This window comes from Streptomyces violaceorubidus (assembly GCF_000717995.1).
Lineage (GTDB): Bacteria > Actinomycetota > Actinomycetes > Streptomycetales > Streptomycetaceae > Streptomyces > Streptomyces violaceorubidus.
Window position 1 is genome coordinate 577,329 of sequence record NZ_JODM01000001.1, and the last position, 21,901, is coordinate 599,229.

Here is a 21,901-nt window from a genome sequence, read left to right on the forward strand (position 1 = left end):
ATGCCGTACTCCCGCGGGCAACGGGCGAGGGACCGGGGCCAGGTGGCCATCGAGTACCTCGGCTTCCTCCCGATCCTGGTCCTCGTCGGCATGGCCGTCGTCCAGCTCGGCCTGATCGCGTACACCGCCCAGCAGGCCGGCACCGCGGCCCGCGCGGGGGCGCGCAGCGCCTCGCTCCAGGAGAGCGCCGAGGCGGCGTGCGCGGCGGCCGTCAGCGGCCGGCTGGCCGACGGCACGACCTGCTCGCCCTCGTACGGCGGGGACGAGGTCACCGTCACCGCCACCGTCGAGATCCCGTCGATCGTGCCCGGGTGGGACTTCGACCCGGCCCGCAAGACCGCCACCATGCCGCTGGACCACTGACCGAGGAGCCGAGGACGCATGAGCCTGCGCGCACGCATCCACTCCCCCGAGGAGCACGGCAGCCGGGGCGAGGACGGACACCTGGTCGCCTCCTACCGGGCCAAGCTCCTGGAGGAGATCGACCTCGCCGAGATGAGCGCGCTCGCGATGACCGAGCGCCGGGCCCGCCTGGAGCGGGTCCTCGGGCACATCATCAGCCGCGAGGGCCCGGTCCTGTCGACGGTCGAACGCTCCCAGCTGATCCGCCGGGTCGTCGACGAGGCCCTGGGACTCGGCATCCTGGAACCACTCCTCGAGGACGCCTCGATCACGGAGATCATGGTCAACGGCCCCGACGCGATCTTCGTCGAACGGGCCGGACGCGTCGAGCAGTTGCCCCTCCGCTTCGCCTCCCACGACCAGCTGATGCAGACCATCGAGCGCATCGTCTCGACGGTCAACCGCCGCGTGGACGAGTCGAACCCGATGGTCGACGCCCGCCTGCCCTCCGGCGAGCGCGTGAACGTGATCATCCCCCCGCTCTCCCTCACCGGCGCGACCCTCACCATCCGCCGCTTCCCGCGCTCCTTCACCCTCCAGGAGCTGATCGGCCTCGGCTCGCTGGACGAGAACATGCTCTACCTGCTGGCCGGGCTGGTGCAGGCCCGCTTCAACATCATCGTCTCGGGCGCCACGGGCACCGGGAAGACCACCCTCCTCAACGCCCTCTCCGGCCTGATCCCCGAATCCGACCGCATCATCACCATCGAGGACTCGGCCGAACTCCAGCTCCAGCAGGCGCACGTCATCCGCCTGGAGTCCCGCCCCCCGAACGTCGAGGGCCAGGGCCGGGTCACGATCCGCGACCTGGTCCGCAACTCGCTGCGCATGCGCCCCGACCGCATCGTCGTCGGCGAGGTGCGCGGCGGCGAGTCCCTGGACATGCTCCAGGCCATGTCCACGGGCCACGACGGCTCGCTGGCCACCGTCCACGCCAACAGCGCCGAGGACGCCCTGATGCGCCTGCAGACCCTGGCCTCGATGTCGGACGTGGAGATCCCCTTCGTCGCGCTGCACGACCAGATCAACAGCTCCGTCGACGTCATCATCCAGCTCACCCGCTTCGCCGACGGCGCCCGCCGCATCACCGAGGTCGCCCTGCTGGCCAGCCACGGCGGCGAGCCGTACCGCCTGGCCACGGTCGCCCGCTTCAACGCCCGCCCGATGACCGCCGACGGCCGCGTCGCCGGGGCGTACGAGTACCACCCCCTGCCGCACCGCACCGCCGAGCGCCTCTACATGGCGGGCCAGCCCATCCCGCAGGCCTTCGGCGTGGCCCACACACCGGACCAGCTCACCACCCGAGAAGCCAGGTAGGACCGCCCGATGGAACTGGAACTCGACACGCTCGTCACGCTCACCACCGGCATCACGCTGCTGACGTGCGTCCTGGCGGTCGTCGGCCTGCACTCGTACACCGCCGGGAAGGCCCAGCGCGCGGCCCTGGTCGAACGCCTCACCGCGGCAGGCCAGGTCCCGGCGGCCGGACGCCGGCGCCGCTTCCCGGGACTGGACCGCCGCCTGCGCCGCACCCGACCGGGCCGGAACCTGGAGCGCCGCCTGGCGGCCACCGGCCTGGACGTGACCCCGGGCGAGTTCTTCGCGTACATGCTGGCGACGGTCGCCGGCCTGTGGCTGGTCGGACAGGCCGCCCTGGCCCCGTTCTTCGGCCCGCTGGCCGGACTGCTCGGCATCGGCGTCGCCGTCCAGTTCCTCAACTGGCAGCGCCAGAAACGCATCGAGAAGTTCATCAACCAGCTCCCCGAACTCGCCCGCATCCTCGCCAACGCCACCCAGGCCGGCCTCGCCCTGCGCACCGCCATCGGCATGGCCGCGGAGGAACTGGAGGCCCCGGCAGGCGAGGAACTGGGCAAGGTGGCCGACCAGCTCGCCATCGGCGCCTCGATGGAGGACGCCCTCGGCGAACTCGCCGGCCGTCTCCCCTCCCGCGAACTGGTGGTCCTCGTCACCACCCTGGTGCTGTCCAACCGCGCCGGCGGCCAGGTGGTCGGGGCGCTGCGCAACCTCACTCAGACCCTGGAGGAACGCAAGGAGACCCGGCGCGAGGTCCGCACCCAGCTCTCCCAGGTCACGATGACGTCGTACGCCGTCCCCGTGCTGGGCATCGGCTCGTTGCTCCTGATGAACGGGGTGAAGGACGGCGCCCTGGAACGCATGACGGGCTCCCCGGCCGGCCAGGCCGCCGTGATCACCGCCTTCGCGCTCTACGCCGTCGGCTTCGTCCTCATCCGCCGCCTGTCCCGCATCGACGTCTGAGAGGAGGAGGACACCGACATGGGCCTCGCACTCCCCGGAATACTCCTCGCCCTCCTCATGGCACTGGCCGTCTGGGGCGCCTTCGCCGGCATCCGCATGTACCGGGCCGACGCCAGACTCCCCGACGACCTCGCCCTCGCCCTGGAGGTCGGCGCCACCCGCACCGGCGCGGCACACTCCCTCATCGACCGCATGGGCATGCGCTACGCCCCCGCCGTACTGCGCCTGATGGGTCCGGCCCTGGTCGCCCGGTACCGCCGCCGGATCGACCTGGCAGGCAACCCCGGCGGCATCACCATCGACCGCTACGCCGCCCGCCGCGCGGTCTACGGCTTCCTGGGCGCGCTCGGATTCCTGGTCTTCCTCCTCCGCGGCCAGTACCTGGTGGCCCTCCTCCTGCTCGCCTTCGGCGCGTTCTGGACGGAGGTGGGCATCTGGTCGGCGATCCGCATCCGCAAGGACGTCATCGAGCGCACGCTCCCCGACTTCCTGGACGTCCTCGCCGTCGTGGTCAGCGCGGGCCTGGGCTTCCGCCAGGCCCTGGACCGGGTGTCCACGCGCTACGAAGGCCCCTGGGCGGACGAACTGCGCATCACACTGCGCCAGATGGACCTGGGCATGAGCCGCCGCGAGGCCTTCACGGAGCTGCGCCGGCGCAACGACTCCGAGCAGGTGGCGATGTTCGTGACGGCACTCCAGCAGGGCGAGGAACTGGGCGCCCCGATCGTCGACACCCTGGTCTCCCTGGCCAAGGACATGCGCCGCACGGACGCCCAGAACGCCCGCCGCAAGGCCGCCCGCGCGGTCCCCAAGGCCACGCTGATGATCACGACCTTCATGGTCCCGGCCACGATGATCCTCCTCGGCGCGGGCCTGATCCTGGGCTCGGGGACGGACTTCGGCACCATCACGGGGGAGTAGGGAAGTGCGACTGCACATAAACAGAAGACGACAACTACCGGCATCCATGGACTTATTGGCCTCACTTGGCTGCAATGCCTTTCGCATGTGCAACTCACTATGGGACAGTCGTTACCTGGTACTCCCGACAGGTCGAGGTCCCAGCCGAGCGCAAGGGAGGTGGAGATCGTGGACGCCCTGACGTCCGGCACGACCAGCCAGCCGATCACCGCCGCCCACCCGCACGAGGAACACGGCTTCGCCCACCCTGGAGGGGAACACCATGACCAACTGGCTTCACACCGCCGCCGCACACCTGCACTCCCGCACCGCCGGCCAACACGACAGGGGCCAGACGGCGGTGGAGTACCTGGGCATCATCGCGGTGGTGGTGGCGATCGTGCTGGCGATCACGGGGACGGACATCGGGCAGACCATTTACAACGCGATCACGGACAAGATCACCGAGGTCACCGGCATCTGATGCGCCTCCGTGCGAACGGGGATGCGGGGCAGGCTTTCCCCATCTACATCACGGTGGTGGGGGGCCTGCTCTTTCTCGCGCTCGCCTACTTCGCGGTCGGCCAGGCCGCGGCGACTCGCAGTGAGGCACAGACGGCGGCGGACGCCGCAGCGCTCGCGGCTGCCCTGGAGACGAGGGACCGCCTCACGGATCAGTGGATCACCCACGTCCTGGAGCCGGAATCGTGGCAGGGCATCTTCGCGGGCGAGATTCCGGTACCCAACGGATGCTGGCGCGCTCAGGAGTTGGCTGCGCGCAACGACGCCAGCGTGGATTGCGAGCCGGACGGCCCCCTGGGCTACACGGTCGTCACCGAGACCAACGACTCCGTCGGGGACACGATCGTGCCGGGCACAGAGAATCGAAAGGCAACACAGACCGCGACCGCCGTGATCGAGGCCCGTTGTTGGTTCGGGCCGCTCGCCGAGGACGCCGACGACGACACGTTGCCAGTCCTCTCCTGCAAGGGTGGAGCGGACTGGGAGTTGGACCCGGACGACCTCTCGGATCTGCCGATGCCCGAGGACCTGTTCGACGTCCATCTGGCCGACAGCTGACAAGCGAACGAAGAGGACCAAGGAAGCGGAGTCATGAGCATTCGGTTCACAACAAAGGCCCGCGGCGGACTGGCGGCGTGGGCCATCGCTGCCGCACTGACCCTCGGCCTGGCCGGCTGCGGTGGAGGTGGAGACGACAAGCCGGAAGCGCCTGCGAGCTCCTCAAAGGGCAGCGACTCCAAGCCGGATGCTCAGGAAGGAGACGCGGGGGCGACCTTGGCGGAACTGAGGGGGCCCAGCGGCCTGTTCCTCAAGGTCACCGACGCGCAGCGGGACGGGGGAGGCTTCGTCACCGTGAGCGGAGATCTCAAGAACGACGGGGACAAAGCGATCAACGTCCCCGCCCAGTTGAGCGGCAACGAAACAGAGATCATCCGGAACGGCAAATCGCTCGGCGGTGCCACTCTGGTGGATTCGAAGGGCAAGAAGCGCTACTACGTGCTGCGTGACACAGAGGGGCGCCCGCTCACGACGACGAAGTTTCCGCCCTTGAAGGCAGGCGAGTCCCTGCCCGTGTTCATGCAGTTCCCCGCGCCCCCCGCCGACACGACCGAGGTGACTCTTCAGCTGCCGATGTTCACGACCGGCACCATCGAGATCTCCGAGTGAGGCACACCATGACCTCACCCCCCCGCCTGCTGGCCGCAGCCACCCTCATGCTCGCCACCACCCTCTACGTCACCCCCACCGCCCACGCCGACGACGACCCCAACCACCCCCCGGGCACCGAGCCCTCCGCCACCGCCCCCGTGGAGGTGGACCCCAACGACCCCGACCTGAAGCTCCCGGAGGGAGCCACCCTCGCCCAGGCGAAGGTCCTGGACATCAAGTCCGTGGTGGAAGAGCAGAGCGGCGACGAACGCCGCGAGGACACCAACACGAGCGTGACACTCGCCCTCCAGGCCGAGGTGCTGTTCGACAAGGACAGCTCCAAGCTCGGCGCCGAGGCCAAGTCCCGCATCCGGGGCATCGCCGACGAGATCAGCACCCAGAACGCCACCAGGGTCCGCGTCTTCGGCTTCACCGACAACCTGGGCTCCTCCGCACACGGCGACGCACTCTCCAAACGGCGCGCCAACGCCGTGCACGACGTCCTGTCCCAGTCCCTCAACGACGCGGGCATCACCTACGAGGTCCGCGGCTACGGCGAGCAGTACCCCATCGCCGACAACGCGACGGAGGCCGGCCGCAAGAAGAACCGCAGGGTCGAGGTCTCCTTCCCCCGTTCGGAGCCCTGACGGCCATGAGCACCACCCACACCACCCCACGACAACGCGCCCCTCGCCGCAACCGCCCTCCTCTGAGGACGCTCCCCCTCGGGCAGCTCACCTCGCGTTGACGTCGATCCGCAGGCTCTCCCGTGCGGTAGCGAACAACCGGCTCTGCTCGGCGAGGCGCTGCGCACTCGCCTCGGTGTCGACGAGCAGCTGGTACACGTAACCCGCCCGCCCGGCGACGAAGACCTCCAGGCGCTTGCGGGGTTCGCTCTGCCGCGCCCAGTGATAGTCGATCTCCAGCCAGAGGGCGTCCCGGCCGTTCTGCCGCGTCTTGTGCGTGGTGACCTCGAGGTCCGCCATGGACGACTCGGCGGTGTCGCGGTACCAGGCCAGTTGCCCCGCCGAGGCGGCCTGCGGTGTCGACCCGTACGACCTGTCCCGCTTGACGCTCAGGTCGTACGAGCGGTCCGGCGAACGCCAGGTGCTCTGCACCTCACTGGCGGGCACATGCTCCCACCCGTCCGGCCGGCCGAAGCAGACGGCGAGAGCGGCTGCCTTGACCCGGCGCCAGTCCTTGGGCAGAGACGACGAACAGGACGAGGCGGGCGCGGAAGCAGAAGCGGGCGGCGGCGACGACGGCGACACCGATGGCAAGGCCGACGCCGACACGGACACCGATGCCGACGTCGACGGCGTGGGCGGGGGCGTGGTCGTGGTCGTGGGGGTCTGCGACGGCGAGGCGGCAGCGACCGCATCCGAGGTCGGCGCCCCCTCGGCCGCGACCCCCCGGCCGAGCGGCGAAGAAGCCCCTACCAGAGGTATCCCGAAGACCGCCAGGAGCAGCCCCGCGACGGCCGTGATCGCCGAGACCACGGCCGCCACCTCCCCCATCCTCCGCCCGGGCGAAGGACCCCCACTCGAACTGCTCAACTGCGCTACCACGCCTCTCTGTCACCGACCGGGCTCACTACTGTCGGACACGCCCGCGGCCATGTCCTCGACCGAGCGCGCAGACTTCCTTGACGATGGGCGCACCCGGGCCCGAACTGACCGGACGAAGGCTCCCGCGGCACAGGACGGCGGCGGAGAATGCCGGCAGTGGGGCGACTGCTGCGGGGGTGATGGGGCATGGAGCGGGGGACAGCGGTGGGGAAGACCGGGGCGCGGGCCTCGGTGGTCCTCTCCACGGACAGCGTCAGCGGACCCGACGGGTTCGACTGGTGGGGGGACATGGTCAGCAAGGCGGTGATGCCGGTATCGCTGGCCAGCGAACACGCCAACCACTTCCAGGGTGAGGTCACCGCGCTGGAACTGGTGGAGACCGAGTTCTCCGCCTTCTCCTTCTCACCGATGTCGGCACGGCGGACGCCGGACCACATCCGCTCGTCCGACCCGGAGAACTACTTCCTCTTCCTTGTCCACGGCAGCCCCATCGGCCTGGAACAGCGCCGCAACAACGCCCTGCTCCACGCGGGGGACGTGGCGCTCTTCGACACGTCACAGCCCCTGGCCTGCGAGTTCCAGGACCAGGGGCGGCACTCGCGGGTGAGCGTGCTGCGGTTGCCCCGGGCGGCTGTGCCGTTGCCCAGCCACAAAACGGACCGTCTGGTGGCCACGCCGCTGGCCGGCCGCACCGGCTCGGGCGCGCTGCTCACCTCCTACCTGGCGGGTCTGCGCGAGAACGCCGCGCACTGCGGACCGACGGAGCTGCGCCGCCTGGGCACCACGGCCCTCGATCTCGCGGTCACCTTCCTCGCCGCCCGCCTGGACACCTCTCCGGAGCTCCCGGTCGAAAGCCGCCAGCGGGTCCTCCTCGCCCGTATCAACGCCTTCATCGACCACAACCTGCATGAACAGGACCTGGGCCCGGCGACGATAGCCGCACACCATCACATATCGGTACGGCTCCTGCACGCCCTCTTCGAGGAGGAGCCCGAAACGGTCAGCGCGACGATCCGCCGCCGCAGACTCGAACGCAGCCGGACCGACCTCGCCGACCCGCGCCTACGCCACCGTACGATCGGTGAGATCGCGGGACGGTGGGGTTTCCGCCACCCCGCCGCCTTCAGCCGCACCTTCCGCGAGGCGTACGGCATCTCCCCGACCGAAGCGCGCACTGCACGCCAGGACAAACAGCCCTGCACTCCGCACTGAGGACCCGGACGCCGATCCCCGGCACAGTGGAGCGGCGCCACGGCACCGAGCGGAGGAGAAGCCCACGAGATGAGACCGGACGACGCGGGGGAGCCCGAGGGCAGACGCCCCTGGGAACGTTCGACGGCCCACGGCGGGCCACCACCAGGCAGCGCCGGCGACCCCCGCACGGGGAACGGCGACGGCGCGTGGCACACGACGCGGAGCGTGCCGTCCATCGTGGTCGTCGTCCTCATCGTCCTCTGGACGGTCTTCGCCGTGCAGTGGAAGGAGAAGGACTGCGCCTTCGTACCGACCTCCTACCTGCTCGTCCTCACGCACGGCACCCCGAGCATCTTCGAGGGCTGCGGCGACTACCCCGTCGACGTCACGGACTAGTCCTGCCGACCAGTTCCACCGCCCGCCCCTGCCGCGCCGTCCACGACCTCCACCCGCGCCCCCACCCGGACCCCCCACTCACCCATCGCCCCGGCCTCCGCCTCCAGCACATGCCGCGCCCGCAACCGCGGCAGCCCCAGCCTGCCCGGCCGCATCGTGCGCACGGCGATGACGTTGAGCCGCCGGTCGAGGTAGGCCACGTCGATGGCCATCCGCATCCGGAACGTGTGCACACCGCTGGCGGGGGTCAGGAGCATGGCCCCGTCCACCGAGTCGCGCCCCAACAGCCCCTTGGTCCGCGCACGGTACGAACTCGCCATCTCCAGTGGCACGCGAACTTCTTCCCCGCCCCGCCCCACCACGACCAGCACCCCCGCCCCGTCCCGCCAACGACGCCGTCCCATGCAGATGCCCTCCGTCCAGCCACGTGACCCCGCTGAAGGTATCCGGCCCCGCAGATGGCAGCAGGACCCGTTTGCTGCTTCCGGTGCGCCACGGAACCGTTATGGCCCAAGAAGCCACAGGTGCAGTGGTTTTGAACTCTCGGCCGGCCGTGGGGAGACAGGTGTCACCCTGGTGTCGCCCGTCCCCGGTGGATAGCGTTGCTTCGCTGAAGAGAAGCCCCTTCCCACCCAGGAGCCGACAGTGAAACGCCGCCGCCCCACCCTCATCGCAGCGCTCACGCTGACCGCCACAGCGGCGTTGACGCTGTCCGCGTGCGGCAGCGACGACGACAGTGCCGCCAAAGACAGCGACAAGATCGCGGGTGCGGACAGTACGTTGAGTGTCAACTCGGTTGATGAGGCGATCTTCGAGGGGAATACCGACACCAAAGCCCTCGGTTTCTACAATGCCGAGTCTGCTTTGAGTGATTCGATCACGTATGCGTCGGGGTACATCCAGAAAAATCATACTTGGGTTGGCGAGACTCGGTACTTCGACTACAAGGTCAGCCTCTCGGGGAATCTTGAGGCGTACGTCACTTACTGCTCGGACGAGAGTAAGTCGTTCATCAAGGACAAGAAGACGGGAAAGGTCAAGGACACGCCGACAACGGCGGACAGCTACGTCCTTTACCACGCAAAGCTTGCGAAGAACGCTGAGGGCGTCTGGCAGACGACCGACATCGCGTCAACTCGGGGGAGTAAAGAATGCCAGCCGTGACTAAATATTCGTGGTGTGTGACTGTATCCGCGATCGTCCTCGTCTCGGTGATGTCGGCCCCGACGGCCTTCGCGGGCGGGCGAGGCGAGGGCGGCAGCCGCGGCTCCACGGATCAACAGGCCAACGTCGACGGCAGTGGCACCGTTTCGGTCGCCGTGGGTGGTGTCGTCTTTGACCGTTCGAAAAACGGCAGTGGTGATTCGGTCGGACCGGTGACGTCTGCGACTTCGTGGAGTCCACCGGCGTGTTGGTATGCCCCGAAGTTCAACCCTCAGGAGTTGCAGGACTACCTGGAGCCGATTTGGGAGGCCGAGTCCACGGGGTACGAGTGGGATGCTAAGCAGCGGGAGAAGTACAACGCGAAGGATGAGAAGAAGGGCTTCAACAAGGACAAGACCGGCAAGGGGTATTGGTGGGGCTCGTATGTGAATGAGAGCGCTGGACGGTGCGGAGTTCAAGCCGGTCTCTGTCACCGCGTCCGTGGAGGAGATCGGTATCAGCGCGACGGCCACAGCGGAGCCGGTGTCGCTGCGGATCGAACCGGGCACCCCGGATGCCGAGACGTACCCGGCGTCGGGGGTCTGCGAGGTCAAGGACGGCCGTATCGGCGCTCCGTATGAGAAGGGAAGGGCGGACGACACGCCGTCGTGCGGGGTGAAGTACCTGCGTTCCTCGGGTGATGGCACGTTCCCGCTCCGGGCGACGGTCACGAGGAGACAACGGCACGCAGTCGCCCCGCCTGGGCAGGTCAGGCGCCGGTAACGCAGCTCGCAGGCGGGCAGGAGGACGGTCCGGCATGAGATGCGCCATAAGCCGTACGGGACGCTGCACTTCCCCGTCGCTCTCGACATGGGACAGCGGAGACACGTACGGCCCGGCATCGGGGAGTCAGGGGGCAAACGCTCGGTCACCGGGGATGGAAAAGGCTCAGTTATCTATCCGTCCTCACGCTGACCGCCACAGCGGCGTTGACGCTGTCCGCGTGCGGCAGCGACGACGACAGTGCCGCCAAAGACAGCGACAAGATCGCGGGTGCGGACACGAGTGGCGCGTCGCCGTCGGCGTCGCCGACTGAGCCCGAGCAGTCGAAGGCCAGCAGGCCGAAGATTGAACTGCCCGCTGATCTCTCGTACACATTCGAGTGGCCCAAGACCGGCGACAAGGACAAGGATGCGGTGCTTGCGGACAGCGAGCAGTCCATCAAGGCCGTTGACCTGGCCATCGTCAACCAGAACGCACTCGACAAGGCCTACCTCTACTACTACGAGGGCGAGGCCGCGGCCGGTACACAGAAGTTCATCCAGAATTACGTCGACCAGAAGGCGGGGATCACTGGAAGCTACCGCTTCTACAATCCTGACGTAGCGGTCGACGGTGACGGTACGGCTTCCTTCACTTACTGCGAAGATCAAGGCAAGGCGTACGTGAGGTACCTGAAGACCAACAAGATCAGGAAAACTGAGGTAAGCGCAAAGAGTTACGTCATTTACCACACGTCGTTGAAGAAAAACAGCGAAGGTGTGTGGGAAATTCAGAAGATCTCCTCGCAGAGTGGGAGTGGCAAGTGCCAGCCCTGACACTCGCAATCAAGACAGTGCCGATTGCGGTCACGGTGGGTGCCTGTCTCTCCCTTGTTGCTCTTCCCGGCGAGGCGCGTGCCGACGACATTCTCAACGGCAACACTCAGAATTCGGGAACGGATCAGCGCGCCGATGCCGGGGGCGACGGGACTGTGTCCGTCACCGTGGGGAAGTACAACGCGAAGGATGAGAAGAAGGGCTTCAACAAGGACAAGACCGGCAAGGGGTATTGGTGGGGCTCGTATGTGAATGAGAGCTTCCCGCCGGGGTGGGACAAGTGCGACACGGACTACTTCTGGGTGGACCAGGGCGATCCACCGCCTGCGGACAAGGAGAATGCGGTCACTCCGGAGGTCCTCGCCGAGCTCGCGTATGCGGAGATCCGCGTTCCCGGTACCAGGGTGACGCTGGCGCCTGCGGAGGCGACCAAGGTGAACCTTCCGATGTGGGCGTGGCTGGACGGTGCGGAGTTCAAGCCGGTTTCCGTCACTGCGTCCGTGAAGGAGATCGGTATCAGCGCGACGGCTACGGCGGAGCCCCCGTATGAGAAGGGAAGGGCGGACGACACGCCGTCGTGCGGGGTGAAGTACCTGCGTTCCTCGGGTGATGGCACGTTCCCGCTCCGGGCGACGGTCACGTGGGAGATCCACTGGACCGGCACCGGCGGTGCGGGTGGTGACCTCCCGGACGGTACGTTCGGCGCCGCTCAGGACGTCGTCGTCCAGGAGATCCAGGCCGTCAACCGCTGATCGTTCCTCTCATCGGTGCGGTGGACCGGTGAGAGGGGATGGGCGGGTGGCGGAGCGGCTTGCCGTGGACGGGGACGAGCTCGGGCGGTTCATGAAGTCGCTGAAGGAGTCGTCGACTTCGCTCAGGGGTGTGCGAAAGGCGCTGTCGGACGCGACGATCGTCGGGCTGGGCACGGACGAGCTCGACTCGGCGTGTGAGGCCTTCCAAGAGGACTGGAAGTACGGCTCCGAGGAGATCGGCAAACAGACGGAGGACCTTGCCGACATCATCGGCAAGAGCAGGGACAGTTACCTCGAGGTCGACAAGGCGCTCGAGGCGGCGGTGCGGGAGTCGCGCAAGTGACCGTCACGGCCGGCCACGACCAGAACGGTGCCGCTCTCGACCCGCAGTCGCGGGCGGACCTGGGCAAGCCCCAGGGGCTCAAGTCCGCTCCGCCCATCCCGAACCCTGCCTATCCGCACCTCGGCTTCAATCCGGTGCCCGGGGACACGGGAACCGTGCGGGGGCTGGAGAAGAAGCTCAGCGGATGCGCGAAGGTGCTCCAGGAGGCGTATGACCTCGTCACCAAGCTTCTCGACGGCGGCTGCTGGAAAGGCGATGCCGCCGTCGCCTTTCGTGAGCAGTTGGACGGCGGGCCCTTGCCGCTGAACCTGAAGAACGCGGCGCACTCGGTCCGCAAGGCGGCCAGGCAGTTGGACCGCTGGGAGGGGGAGCTCGACGAGTTCCAGCGGCGGGCGAGGAAGCTGGAGGAGGATGCGAGGGACGCCCAGGCCGCGGTGGACCGGGCACAGGGGCGGGCGGACTCGGCCGGCCACGACCCCGACCTGAAGAAGGAGGGGGTCGACGGCGACGCCGCGCAGAAGGCACTCACGCGGGCGAACGGTGAGCTCGGCGAAGCGCTGGCCGAGCTGAAGAAGGTCATCGGCAAGGCGAAGAGGCTGGCCGAGGAGCATGAGGAGAAGGCCGGGTACCGGGCGCGGAAGATCCGCGATGCCACGAAGAAGCTGGTACCGCACGAGCCGGGTTGGTTCGACGAGGTACTCGACTGGCTGGGCGACAACCTCCCGGACATCCTCAGCTTCGTGGCCGGGTTGATCGGGGTCGTTGCGCTCCTTCTTTCGGGGCCGCTGGGTTGGGGTGTCGCGACGGTTGCTGCCTTGATCCTCACGGCTTCCGGGCTGAGCGTGGTGGCGCTTGGTCTGCGGCTTGCAGACCCCGAAGTGCGGGAATCTTTGTGGGACGGGTTGGCCGAGGGAGAACTCGATGCCGACTTCTGGAGCAACGCTGTATCAGTGGGAGCAGACGCCGTAGGCGCGCTACCCGGTATCGCGGCAGCAGCCAAGGGGTCCTTCGAAGCCACGCGGGCCATTCGCAGGGGTGGGCAAGTGCTCGATTTCTGGCAGCGGGCCGGTACCTATGGTTCCAAGGTTCTTGACGAGGCCGGGGCGATCTCGAACCTGGAGAACTCAATGGTCGCACGAGCCGTGCGTGGCTTCAGCGATCCCGACGGAGCTGCCAAGGCCATTGCCGGTGCCTCGGGCGTGGTCGGCGTTGGTACCGGAGGGTTTGGTCTGTACAACAAGGCCGTGGACGCAGAGGACGACGGTATCAAGGACGGCGCTGTCGCCGGTATCGACGGCTCGCGTCTCCTCCTTGATGGCGGGGGTCTCGTAGACGTCGCACGATACGTCTTCTGTCATTGAGTAGGAGGGAAGGACTCGTGGACCCTGTAGTCTGCGCGATTGCATGGGATCACCGCCCCACCCGTCGCGCTTGGGTCAGGCACATGGTGATGAACGTCATCGGCTTGTTCGGTTGGGTAAGTGGCTGGGTCGTATTGCTCGGCGTATCGGTGTACTCGGCCGACTGGCTCGTCTGGGTCTTTCTTCCGTACTTTGTTTACGGGCCCTACCGGGCACTGACGCAACTGCGCTATTTCCCGGCAGCGCTGTCGATGCTGCGCATCTTGCGTACCTATAGATGGCAGCTCCTGCGGGGAGTTCCCTGCGGACTGACTGATCGTCCGGAGGTTCCCAGTAGGCACTACGGCTGGTTCGAGTTTCCCAACCCTGCTTGTCCAGAGCAGTGGCTGCCCATGGTTTTCACCCGGCATCTGCGCTTGGAATGGTGGTGCCGACGTATGGCTCCTCGCGCCAAGCCGCATTTGAAGGCCCAGATCGAGGAGATCTGGTTTGCGGGCGACGCCCGCTTCGAAGGAGTCATCGCCGCACCGGGACGGAAAGGGAGGGGCCCTCGGCGCATGCACGTCGTGGAACAGCGCAGCACCCCTCAAGACGGTGAATCGCTAAACGACCGGGGCGCCGGACCCGGCGACATTGCGTGGGGCCGCCGAGTGGATGGCCCTACAGCTCGCTCCTGAGCCAGACAGGAAGGCCCCATGACCACTCCTCAAATCTTGCTGGATGAATCCGTCGAAGACGTACGAGCGGAATGCTGGTTCGCAGAACCACATGGGTTCATGCCCATGCCGCTCAACTCCTTCCTTGCCGGACCCGGCTCCTCGGACGCCGAAGCGATGCGTGAGGCTGTTGCCCCGTTGCTTGATGGCGCGCCGAGTGAACTGGTGCGTCAGCGGTTCGTTGCGCAGCTTGCGTTGGGGCAGCGAATGCTCGGGGCGCTGTGCGGTTTCGGCACTGTCTACTGCTCGGTCGGCCTGCATCGCGACGACATCGATCCCGGGGGTGCGCACCTACTCTCCCTCTTCACCATCTCCTGGCGCGACACGAACGTCGCACCCCGTGGCGTAACGGCGGCCCGCGCTGCCACATCGGCCAAGGGACACACGCACATCACCTTTGAGGAGCTTCCCTGCGGCCCCGCAGTCCTCAGCGAGAACACTTTGCGTTACGCCGCTGAAAGCGAGCTTCCCCAGCTCCCCCTCCTCCAGATCCACGCCCACCTCCCCCACCCCGACTGCAAGCGGCTCGCCGTGTTGACGGTCAGTACTACCGCGGTCGCGCGTCGGGAGGAGTACCGGGCGTTGCTGCGGGGCATCGTCGACACCGTTCGTTTCGAGGACCCGTTGGGGGCGGCGCCATAATGGTGTTGAACGGCATCCCCGCCGACGGTAGGAAGGCGGCATGACTGGACTCGGTGCCGTATTCCGTCCTCAGATGGCCCCCGAGCGGCTGCGTGCCGTGGCTTGTGTCGCCGATGACGTGGGGCTCGACGAGTTGTGGCTGTGGGAGGACTGTTTCCGGGAGGGTGGGATCTCCACGGCCGCCGCCGCCCTCGCGTGGACCGAGCGGGTGCGGGTCGGGGTCGGGCTGCTGCCCGTGCCGCTGCGGAACGTGGCCGTCACCGCCATGGAGGCCGCCACGCTGCACCGGATGTTCCCGGGCCGTGCCGTCCTCGGCGTGGGGCACGGGGTGCAGGACTGGATGGGGCAGGTCGGCGCGCGGGCCGAGTCGCCGCTCGCGCTGCTGCGGGAGCATCTCGTCGCGCTGCGGGCGTTGTTGGGCGGGGAACGGGTGACGACGAAGGGGCGCTACGTCCGGCTCGACGACGTCGCGCTCGACTGGCCGCCGGAGCGGGCCGTCGAGGTGCTCGCCGGCGCCACCGGGCCCCGTTCGCTGCGGTTGGCCGGTGAGGCCGCCGACGGGACCGTGCTCACCGCGAACACCGCGCCGGACGGGGTGCGCCGCGCCCGGCGGCTCATTGACGAGGGGCGGGCGGCGGCCGGGCGGACGGACGCGCACAAGGTCGTCGTGTATCTCCTCGCCGCCACCGGTCCCGGCGCCGGTGAACGGCTCCGGAACGAGCTGGTCGCCGAAGGCGTCGGGGACGTCCCGGATCTCGGGGCCGCCGGGGACGCCGAGGCCGTGGCCGACGCCGTGCGGCGGCTGGCCGAGGCCGGGGCCGACACCGTGGTCCTCCAGCCGACCGGCGACGAGCCCGACCCGGAGGAGTTCGTGCGGTTCGCCGCCGAGCGGGTCCGGCCCCTGTTGGGGGACCAGCCGTGACCGTTGACCGACCGGATCGCCCCGATCACCCGGATCACTTCAATCATCCGGATCACTTCAATCACCCCGACCACCCCGACCACCCCGATCATCGCGATCACCCCGAGCGTCGCGGCCGTCGTGACTTCGACGACCTCGTGGCCGAGGGTGCCGCCGTTCCCACCCAAGGGTGGGACTTCTCCTGGTTCGAGGGGCGGGCCACCGAGGCCCGGCCGTCCTGGGGTTACGCGCGGTCCATGGCGCAGCGGCTGGCCGGGGCCACCGCCGTACTGGACGTGCAGACCGGGGGAGGGGAGGTGCTGGACTTCGCCCTCTCGGTCGCCGGCCCTCACCGCGCCCCGCTCGTCGTCGCCACCGAGGGCTGGCAGCCCAACGTCGCCGAGGCCACCCGGCTGCTGCGCCCGCGCGGTGTCCCGGTGGTCGCCTCGGCCGACGACGCGCCCCTGCCCTTTGCGGACGGCGCCTTCGACCTGGTCGTCAGCCGGCATCCGGTCGAGCCGCACTGGGACGAGCTCGCCCGGGTCCTCGCGCCCGGCGGCACCTACTTCGCCCAGCACGTCGGGCCCGCCAGTGTCTTCGAGCTCGTCGAGTACTTCCTCGGGCCGCTCCCGGAAGCGACCCACCGGCACCGGCACCCCGAGCGCGAGCGTGCCGACGCCGAGGCGGCGGGGCTGGAGGTGGTGGAGCTGCGGGCGGAGCGGCTGCGGATGGAGTTCCTCGACATCGGCGCCGTGGTCCACTTCCTACGCAAGGTGGTGTGGATGGTCCCCGGGTTCACCGTCGAGGCCTACCGGGACCGGCTGCGCGACCTGCACGACCGCATCGAGGACCAGGGCCCCTTCGTCGCCCACAGCTCCCGTCACCTCTTCGACGTGCGCAAGCCGCAGCCCGTGCCCTGATACGCCGTGACCCGGACCCGGACCCGGACCCGGACCCGGACCCGGACCCGGACCCGGACCCGGACCCGGACCCGGACCCGGACCCGGACCCGGACTTGGACGCGGCTCCTGGTACCCGCTGGGGCCCGCGTCCTCACGCGTGCGCCCCCACCGTCACCTCCCCGATCACCAGCTCCGCCTCCGCCTCCAGCACGGCCCCCACCCCTTCCACGCGTTCCGCCAGCTCGCGCTCCCGACGTGCCGTCAGGGGGACCAGCGGCTCGACCGTGACCGTCGTACGCCTGCCCCGGCGGCGCTGGTGCCAGACGCCCGCCACGACCCCGTCCACCAGCAGCACGGGGAAGTTGCCCGCCTGCCCGCCCGCCAGTGCCCGTCGGTACGCGGCCCCCGGGAAGAGCAGCTCCCGGGGCTGTGAGGCGATGACGTACGCGTCGAAGTACGGCAGCAATCGCACCCCGCGTACCAGTCCGTCCCGCTCCGGGGTGTCCGGGAAGGCGGTGTCGCCCGCCGTCACCCACGCCGGCGTGCCCTCGAAGCGGACCTCCTCGATCTCGCCCGCGGCGGCCAGTTCGGCGAAGCGGGCCGTCGCCCAGGCGGGCGGTGCGGCCAGCCAGCGGGCGAAGTGGCGCGGCGTCGCGGGGCCGTACGCGTACAGGTATCGGCGTACGAGGAGCCGCGACGCCTCCTCGGGCGGCAGCGGGGTGAAGTGGGGCGGGCGGGTGTATGTCACCCGGCGGCCGCGGTTCGGGCCGAAGGACAGGGCGCCGCACTGGCCGGCCCGGTGCATGACCTGGCGCCAGCGGGGCCACATGGTCTGGAAGGCCGGCATGACCAGGTCGCCCGCCCAGGGGCCGGTGCGTGCGACGACCTCCTCGCCGAGTTCGTCGATGGTCAGGAAGGCGCCGTCGAGCGCGTCGGCGATCGCCGCCACGACCTGCCGGGCCTGCTCCCCGGTGAGGCGTACGTCGGCGGAGGGGGCGGCCGTGCCGTGCGGGACCGCGGGCAGGGCGGCGCACCACATCGGCAGGTCGCGGGCGGGGAGCAGGTGCACCGTCCCGCGCGGCCCGTGCGTCTTCACCAGCGAGGGCGAGGGCGAGGGTGAGGGCGGGGAAGAAGGCGGTGGGGGAGGCGCGGTCGGGGTAGCGGCCGGCCACAGGGCACCGCGTACGTCCGCGCGGGTCACCCCGTCGGCCCGCAGGCCGACCGACAACTCGGCCGCCGACAGTACCTGGGCGTGGACGCCGAGCATCGCGGCGGCCACGTCGGCGACGGACGTGTCCGTTCGGGCGGGCATGGCCAGGAACTGCCGCTCCAAGCGCCGTGCGCTCGCCGCGGCCCAAGTGATCCCCGTCGTCTTCGTCATGAGGTGACGTTAGGGGCCGAGTAGGACGGAACCTGTCCTCCGCCTCCGGGAGCCAGCCGCATCGGTGGTCCGGGGGATCTTCCGGATGTAAGTGGCGCACCTTCGCAAATACCCGCGCTCCGGGGGCAGAGTGCGGTATCCCCGGTCGGTCACCCGTCGGTCCCCGTCGGTCACCCGTCGTTCCCCCGTCCATCCCTCGTCGTTCCCCCGTCCATCCCTCGTCGCTCACCCCGCACCCGGCTCTCGCCCGCGCGCCGATACTTCTCGCCCGCCCTCGATCCTCACAGGGTTTCCACATCGTTATTGACCGTTGTCCTTCTCGCGTCGACCCGGGCCCGCCCGGTCGCGTAAGTTCAACCCAGGTAATTCGCGTGAGCAAAGTCGCGCGCGTGGCACCGCGCAGTGGAGGGGGCTGCGCGGTGCCGGAGCGGAGGCCGGGCACGCGCCGTTCGGGCGCCCCGTCGGGTGCCGGGTCAAGCCCTTGTGTGCCCGTGGCCGCACCCGAATGGGGGAAGTGGGATTCCGCGTGGTGTCGCGGTCGCCGGTCGGGCCGGGTCACTCCCGTCGCACGCGAAACGGCCGCCCACCGGGAGATGCGCGGCGATTTGGCCACCGTTCGGGGCGGAATGGGGGCTTCCGTGGTCATCCGGGCGTCGCTGGACGACTTCGGAGAGTAGTTGTGGCACGCCGATGCGCGCGACATCACTTACGAAGGGTTATGGTGGAAACCCCCCCTCGGGCCGGTCCGTCTCCCCCCCCACGGACCGGCCCGTTTTTTTGTGCCCTCCGGGCGTGGCCGCCAGCGGTACGCCCGTAACGAGGAGTTCACCGGTGCGCCGTCCTGTGTCGTGGCATGGCGGCGCTTGTTCGAGGGCATAAGCCAAGCAGGTCGACGCCCGAACCACGGGTGTCGGTTCTCAGCGGACGGCGCGGAGCCGTCCGCCCGGGAGGCCCTTTGCACCAGCCCCACCGTGCGGTCACGGCACGGAAGACGCGGCGGAGGGCCGGTCCACGGCCCGCGCCAGTGCAGGGCGGCCCTCGACCGGTCGGCTCGTTCCCGCCCTCCCGGCGCGGCTCGTTCCCGCCCTCCCGGCCCTGCGTCCACTCCGTCGCTCCCCGACCTCTTCCGAGGGGGTACGTCCTTCCGTGGTGACCAGCACAAAGCGCCACAAGCCCGACAGGCGCACCTACGTTCTCGACACCAGCGTCCTGCTGGCCGACCCGAACGCCCTGAACCGCTTCGACGAGCACGAGGTCGTGCTCCCCATCGTCGTGGTGACGGAGTTGGAGGCCAAACGGCACCATCCGGAACTCGGGTACTTCGCCCGGCAGGCCCTGCGCCTGCTCGACGAGTTCCGCGTGCGGCACGGTCGCCTCGACGCTCCCATCCCGATCGGGGACCTCGGCGGCACCGTCCGGGTCGAGCTCAACCACTCGGACCCCAGCGTGCTGCCCACCGGCTACCGCCTGGGGGACAACGACTCGCGCATCCTCGCGGTCGCCCGCAACCTGCAGGCGGAGGGATTCGACGTCACCGTCGTCTCGAAGGACCTCCCCCTCAGGATCAAGGCGTCCTCCGTCGGGCTCCTCGCCGAGGAGTACCGCGCCGAGCTGGCCATCACGGACGCCTCCGGATGGACCGGGATGTCCGAGCTCACCCTGCCGGGCGAGCAGGTGGACGTGCTCTTCGAGGAGGGCCGGGTCTACGTCCCCGAGGCCGCCGACCTGCCCGTGCACACGGGTCTGACCATCCAGTCGGAGCGCGGCAAGGCCCTCGGCCGGGTCACGTCCGACGGCAACGTCCGGCTGGTGCGCGGCGACCGGGAGGCCTTCGGCATCAAGGGCCGCAGTGCCGAGCAGCGGATCGCGCTCGACCTCCTCCTCGACCCGGACGTCGGCATCGTGTCGATGGGCGGCCGGGCCGGGACCGGCAAGTCGGCGCTCGCGCTGTGCGCCGGACTGGAGGCCGTGCTCGAACGCCGGCAGCACCAGAAGGTGATGGTCTTCCGGCCGCTGTACGCGGTGGGCGGGCAGGAGCTCGGCTACCTGCCCGGCTCCGAGGCCGAGAAGATGAGTCCCTGGGCGCAGGCCGTCTTCGACACGCTGTCGGCCGTCACCAGCCGGGAGGTCATCGAGGAGGTGACCGCGCGCGGCATGCTGGAGGTGCTGCCGCTCACCCACATCAGGGGACGCTCGCTGCACGACGCCTTCGTGATCGTCGACGAGGCCCAGTCTTTGGAGCGGAACGTCCTGCTGACCGTGCTGTCCCGGATCGGCGCCAACTCACGGGTCGTACTCACCCATGACGTGGCACAGCGGGACAATCTGCGGGTGGGCCGGTACGACGGAGTCGTCGCCGTCGTCGAGAAGCTGAAGGGGCATCCGCTCTTCGCGCACGTCACCCTGACGCGCTCCGAGAGGTCCCAGATCGCGGCACTCGTGACCGAAATGCTGGAGGACGGGCACATCTGACCCGACTCCCGCCCTTTCGGGAACTCCGTCCCGGCAAGGGCCGGTTACCCGTCAGTCGGCGCCGTCCGGAAAAGGCCCAGAGCCTAGCCGGGCGGCGCCTCGCTGTGTGCGGATTTCGGTGAATCCCCTAGGCCAAACGAGATGTGAGCTTTCACACGCAACACAGAATTGCCTCACCCCGCCGGGTTACGGCAGAGTCTCATTCCTGTCAGGCCCCGCATACGACACAGCTGTACCCCCAGCGCTATCGCGCCCCAGAAGCACCACGTCCAACTCCATAGCAGAGTCGTATGCCGCCCGAGCACCACGCGGCGCTCCCGTAGCGGGAGTTGTCCACCGGGCCCGTGCCTCCCGTGACCCGTAGTTGGGGAGGCCAGCGCCAGGGGCACGATTGCGTCCGCGAGGGTCACCGAAGCGGGCGATGCTGGAAGGAAACCGTGTGAGCCGGATCTCGGTCCGGGGATTCGCAGTGGCCTCGGCCACGGCGGTCACCGCCGTCGGAAGCGTCGTCGGAGTTGCCTCGGGCAGCGTCGCGCAGAGCAACGACGACGCGGAGGCGACGGCAGCAGGCACGACCCTGCTTGCCGACATCCCCATGGGTGAGCAGGCGCAGGTGCAGACCGCGTCCCTGACGCGGCAGGCCGATGTGCAGGCCATCGCAGCGGACGCGAGCGCCAAGAAGGACGCCGAGGAGGCGGCCCGCAAGGCAGCCGCCGAGACCGCCGTGGCCAAGCAGGAGAAGGCCAAGAAGGCGGCCGAGGAGGCCAAGGAGCGCGAGGCGGAGAAGGAAGCGGCCAGCCGCGACGCCCAGCGGGAGTCCACCACCTTCGTCGTCCAGAGCTCCTACAGCACCAGCCAGATCCAGGCGATGGCCCGGCAGATGGTGCCCAGCGGCCAGTTTCAGTGCTTCAGCAACATCGTGAACCATGAGTCCAGCTGGAACTACCAGGCCGTCAACGCCTCCTCCGGCGCCTACGGCCTCTTCCAGGCCCTCCCGGCGGGCAAGTACGCCTCGGCGGGCGCCGACTGGCGGACCAACCCGGCCACCCAGATCAAGTGGGGCCTGAACTACATGGACGTCCGCTACGGCAGCCCGTGCGACGCCTGGGCCTTCTGGCAGGCCAACCACTGGTACTGAGCCCGCCGTCCGCCCGTAGTCCCCTTCGGCGCGGCCCACGCTCAACCTCGCGCAGCCCCTCCCCGTCCTAGGGTGAGGGGCTTTCGCACGCCCGCCATGTACGGTCGGACCGGACAACTCCAGGGGGGAGTGGTGGGGAAGGAC

24 protein-coding genes and 1 pseudogene are annotated in these 21,901 nt (G+C 69.1%); 22 read left to right on the top strand and 3 right to left on the bottom strand.

Annotated features, from left to right (window positions below; all coding sequences use genetic code 11):
* From IE94_RS0102755 to IE94_RS0102790, 8 genes are all read left to right on the top strand, one after another.
* Positions 1-363: a TadE/TadG family type IV pilus assembly protein gene (locus IE94_RS0102755; protein ID WP_030145731.1), complete on the top strand. Its 363-nt coding sequence runs from the start codon at positions 1-3 to the stop codon at positions 361-363.
* Between the two features lie 18 nt (positions 364-381).
* Positions 382-1,719, top strand: coding sequence for a TadA family conjugal transfer-associated ATPase (locus IE94_RS0102760; RefSeq protein ID WP_030145732.1), 1,338 nt, complete (start codon positions 382-384; stop codon positions 1,717-1,719).
* A 9-nt stretch (positions 1,720-1,728) separates the two neighbouring features.
* Positions 1,729-2,679 (top strand): type II secretion system F family protein, encoded by a 951-nt coding sequence (locus IE94_RS0102765; RefSeq protein WP_106977689.1) that lies wholly within the window; start codon positions 1,729-1,731, stop codon positions 2,677-2,679.
* 18 nt (positions 2,680-2,697) lie between these two features.
* Complete coding sequence (locus tag IE94_RS0102770; protein WP_030145734.1) at positions 2,698-3,600, top strand: DUF5936 domain-containing protein; 903 nt, start codon at positions 2,698-2,700, stop codon at positions 3,598-3,600.
* A gap of 262 nt (positions 3,601-3,862) precedes the next feature.
* Entirely contained in the window at positions 3,863-4,063 is a 201-nt protein-coding gene (locus tag IE94_RS0102775) for a Flp family type IVb pilin (protein ID WP_030145735.1), read from the top strand.
* Positions 4,063-4,659: a pilus assembly protein TadG-related protein gene (locus tag IE94_RS0102780; protein ID WP_030145736.1), complete on the top strand. Its 597-nt coding sequence runs from the start codon at positions 4,063-4,065 to the stop codon at positions 4,657-4,659. Before IE94_RS0102775 ends, IE94_RS0102780 begins: the two co-directional genes overlap by 1 nt.
* A gap of 33 nt (positions 4,660-4,692) precedes the next feature.
* Positions 4,693-5,268: a hypothetical protein gene (locus IE94_RS0102785; RefSeq protein ID WP_030145737.1), complete on the top strand. Its 576-nt coding sequence runs from the start codon at positions 4,693-4,695 to the stop codon at positions 5,266-5,268.
* 8 nt (positions 5,269-5,276) lie between these two features.
* Entirely contained in the window at positions 5,277-5,897 is a 621-nt protein-coding gene (locus IE94_RS0102790) for an OmpA family protein (RefSeq protein ID WP_030145738.1), read from the top strand.
* 87 nt (positions 5,898-5,984) lie between these two features.
* On the opposite strand, the gene IE94_RS40830 is transcribed toward IE94_RS0102790, so the two are convergent.
* Positions 5,985-6,383, bottom strand: coding sequence for a hypothetical protein (locus tag IE94_RS40830; RefSeq protein ID WP_245235155.1), 399 nt, complete (start codon positions 6,381-6,383; stop codon positions 5,985-5,987).
* Positions 6,384-7,004: 621 nt separating this feature from the next.
* On the opposite strand from IE94_RS40830, the gene IE94_RS0102800 reads away from it, so the two are divergent.
* Together IE94_RS0102800 and IE94_RS40250 are read left to right on the top strand one after the other, a co-directional pair.
* The gene (locus tag IE94_RS0102800; RefSeq protein WP_051777179.1) at positions 7,005-8,030 is read left to right on the top strand and encodes an AraC-like ligand-binding domain-containing protein; all 1,026 of its coding nucleotides are present in this window, start codon (positions 7,005-7,007) and stop codon (positions 8,028-8,030) included.
* A gap of 69 nt (positions 8,031-8,099) precedes the next feature.
* A complete protein-coding gene (locus IE94_RS40250) occupies positions 8,100-8,408 on the top strand; it encodes a hypothetical protein (RefSeq protein ID WP_078606378.1) in 309 nt (102 codons plus the stop codon).
* On the opposite strand, the gene IE94_RS0102810 is transcribed toward IE94_RS40250, so the two are convergent.
* On the bottom strand, positions 8,405-8,812 hold the full coding sequence (locus IE94_RS0102810) for a DUF192 domain-containing protein (protein WP_051777182.1): 408 nt from the start codon (positions 8,810-8,812) through the stop codon (positions 8,405-8,407). The genes IE94_RS40250 and IE94_RS0102810 overlap by 4 nt on opposite strands.
* A gap of 241 nt (positions 8,813-9,053) precedes the next feature.
* Here IE94_RS0102810 and IE94_RS0102815 point away from each other — a divergent pair, with 241 nt between their 5' ends.
* The 10 genes and pseudogenes from IE94_RS0102815 to IE94_RS0102855 all read left to right on the top strand — a co-directional run bounded on the left by IE94_RS0102815 (position 9,054) and on the right by IE94_RS0102855 (position 16,784).
* A complete protein-coding gene (locus IE94_RS0102815) occupies positions 9,054-9,572 on the top strand; it encodes a hypothetical protein (protein WP_030145743.1) in 519 nt (172 codons plus the stop codon).
* A pseudogene (locus IE94_RS35145) lies at positions 9,560-10,283 on the top strand (hypothetical protein); the annotation flags it as partial. The gene IE94_RS0102815 and the pseudogene IE94_RS35145, both read left to right, overlap by 13 nt.
* Before the next feature lie 263 nt (positions 10,284-10,546).
* Positions 10,547-11,149 (top strand): hypothetical protein, encoded by a 603-nt coding sequence (locus IE94_RS0102825; protein WP_245235167.1) that lies wholly within the window; start codon positions 10,547-10,549, stop codon positions 11,147-11,149.
* A complete protein-coding gene (locus tag IE94_RS0102830) occupies positions 11,137-11,901 on the top strand; it encodes a hypothetical protein (RefSeq protein WP_245235156.1) in 765 nt (254 codons plus the stop codon). Before IE94_RS0102825 ends, IE94_RS0102830 begins: the two co-directional genes overlap by 13 nt.
* 46 nt (positions 11,902-11,947) lie before the next feature.
* The gene (locus IE94_RS0102835; RefSeq protein WP_030145746.1) at positions 11,948-12,244 is read left to right on the top strand and encodes a hypothetical protein; all 297 of its coding nucleotides are present in this window, start codon (positions 11,948-11,950) and stop codon (positions 12,242-12,244) included.
* Positions 12,241-13,605 (top strand): AAA family ATPase, encoded by a 1,365-nt coding sequence (locus IE94_RS0102840; protein WP_030145747.1) that lies wholly within the window; start codon positions 12,241-12,243, stop codon positions 13,603-13,605. The genes IE94_RS0102835 and IE94_RS0102840 overlap by 4 nt, the downstream gene beginning before the upstream one ends.
* Before the next feature lie 83 nt (positions 13,606-13,688).
* Positions 13,689-14,282 (top strand): hypothetical protein, encoded by a 594-nt coding sequence (locus IE94_RS39815; protein WP_157849316.1) that lies wholly within the window; start codon positions 13,689-13,691, stop codon positions 14,280-14,282.
* Positions 14,283-14,300: 18 nt separating this feature from the next.
* The gene (locus IE94_RS0102845; protein ID WP_030145748.1) at positions 14,301-14,963 is read left to right on the top strand and encodes a hypothetical protein; all 663 of its coding nucleotides are present in this window, start codon (positions 14,301-14,303) and stop codon (positions 14,961-14,963) included.
* Positions 14,964-15,003: 40 nt separating this feature from the next.
* Complete coding sequence (locus tag IE94_RS0102850) at positions 15,004-15,885, top strand: LLM class flavin-dependent oxidoreductase (protein ID WP_030145749.1); 882 nt, start codon at positions 15,004-15,006, stop codon at positions 15,883-15,885.
* 137 nt (positions 15,886-16,022) lie between these two features.
* Positions 16,023-16,784, top strand: a complete 762-nt coding sequence (locus IE94_RS0102855) for a class I SAM-dependent methyltransferase (RefSeq protein ID WP_030145750.1) — start codon at positions 16,023-16,025, stop codon at positions 16,782-16,784.
* A gap of 133 nt (positions 16,785-16,917) precedes the next feature.
* On the opposite strand, the gene IE94_RS0102860 is transcribed toward IE94_RS0102855, so the two are convergent.
* Positions 16,918-18,147 (bottom strand): winged helix DNA-binding domain-containing protein, encoded by a 1,230-nt coding sequence (locus IE94_RS0102860; protein WP_030145751.1) that lies wholly within the window; start codon positions 18,145-18,147, stop codon positions 16,918-16,920.
* A 1,146-nt stretch (positions 18,148-19,293) separates the two neighbouring features.
* Here IE94_RS0102860 and phoH2 point away from each other — a divergent pair.
* On the top strand, positions 19,294-20,619 hold the full coding sequence (phoH2, locus tag IE94_RS0102865) for an RNA 5'-3' helicase PhoH2 (protein ID WP_030145752.1): 1,326 nt from the start codon (positions 19,294-19,296) through the stop codon (positions 20,617-20,619).
* Positions 20,620-21,058: 439 nt separating this feature from the next.
* A complete protein-coding gene (locus IE94_RS0102870) occupies positions 21,059-21,757 on the top strand; it encodes an aggregation-promoting factor C-terminal-like domain-containing protein (protein ID WP_030145753.1) in 699 nt (232 codons plus the stop codon).
* The last annotated feature ends 144 nt before the right edge of the window (positions 21,758-21,901 follow it).

Coding starts and splice junctions, on each gene's coding strand:
- IE94_RS0102755 (WP_030145731.1), top strand. CDS start 1: ATGCCGTACTCCCGCGGGCAACGGGCGAGGGACCGGGGCCAGGTGGCC.
- IE94_RS0102760 (WP_030145732.1), top strand. CDS start 382: ATGAGCCTGCGCGCACGCATCCACTCCCCCGAGGAGCACGGCAGCCGG.
- IE94_RS0102765 (WP_106977689.1), top strand. CDS start 1,729: ATGGAACTGGAACTCGACACGCTCGTCACGCTCACCACCGGCATCACG.
- IE94_RS0102770 (WP_030145734.1), top strand. CDS start 2,698: ATGGGCCTCGCACTCCCCGGAATACTCCTCGCCCTCCTCATGGCACTG.
- IE94_RS0102775 (WP_030145735.1), top strand. CDS start 3,863: ATGACCAACTGGCTTCACACCGCCGCCGCACACCTGCACTCCCGCACC.
- IE94_RS0102780 (WP_030145736.1), top strand. CDS start 4,063: ATGCGCCTCCGTGCGAACGGGGATGCGGGGCAGGCTTTCCCCATCTAC.
- IE94_RS0102785 (WP_030145737.1), top strand. CDS start 4,693: ATGAGCATTCGGTTCACAACAAAGGCCCGCGGCGGACTGGCGGCGTGG.
- IE94_RS0102790 (WP_030145738.1), top strand. CDS start 5,277: ATGACCTCACCCCCCCGCCTGCTGGCCGCAGCCACCCTCATGCTCGCC.
- IE94_RS0102800 (WP_051777179.1), top strand. CDS start 7,005: ATGGAGCGGGGGACAGCGGTGGGGAAGACCGGGGCGCGGGCCTCGGTG.
- IE94_RS40250 (WP_078606378.1), top strand. CDS start 8,100: ATGAGACCGGACGACGCGGGGGAGCCCGAGGGCAGACGCCCCTGGGAA.
- IE94_RS0102810 (WP_051777182.1), bottom strand. CDS start 8,812: ATGGGACGGCGTCGTTGGCGGGACGGGGCGGGGGTGCTGGTCGTGGTG.
- IE94_RS39815 (WP_157849316.1), top strand. CDS start 13,689: ATGGTGATGAACGTCATCGGCTTGTTCGGTTGGGTAAGTGGCTGGGTC.
- IE94_RS0102845 (WP_030145748.1), top strand. CDS start 14,301: ATGACCACTCCTCAAATCTTGCTGGATGAATCCGTCGAAGACGTACGA.
- IE94_RS0102850 (WP_030145749.1), top strand. CDS start 15,004: ATGACTGGACTCGGTGCCGTATTCCGTCCTCAGATGGCCCCCGAGCGG.
- IE94_RS0102860 (WP_030145751.1), bottom strand. CDS start 18,147: ATGACGAAGACGACGGGGATCACTTGGGCCGCGGCGAGCGCACGGCGC.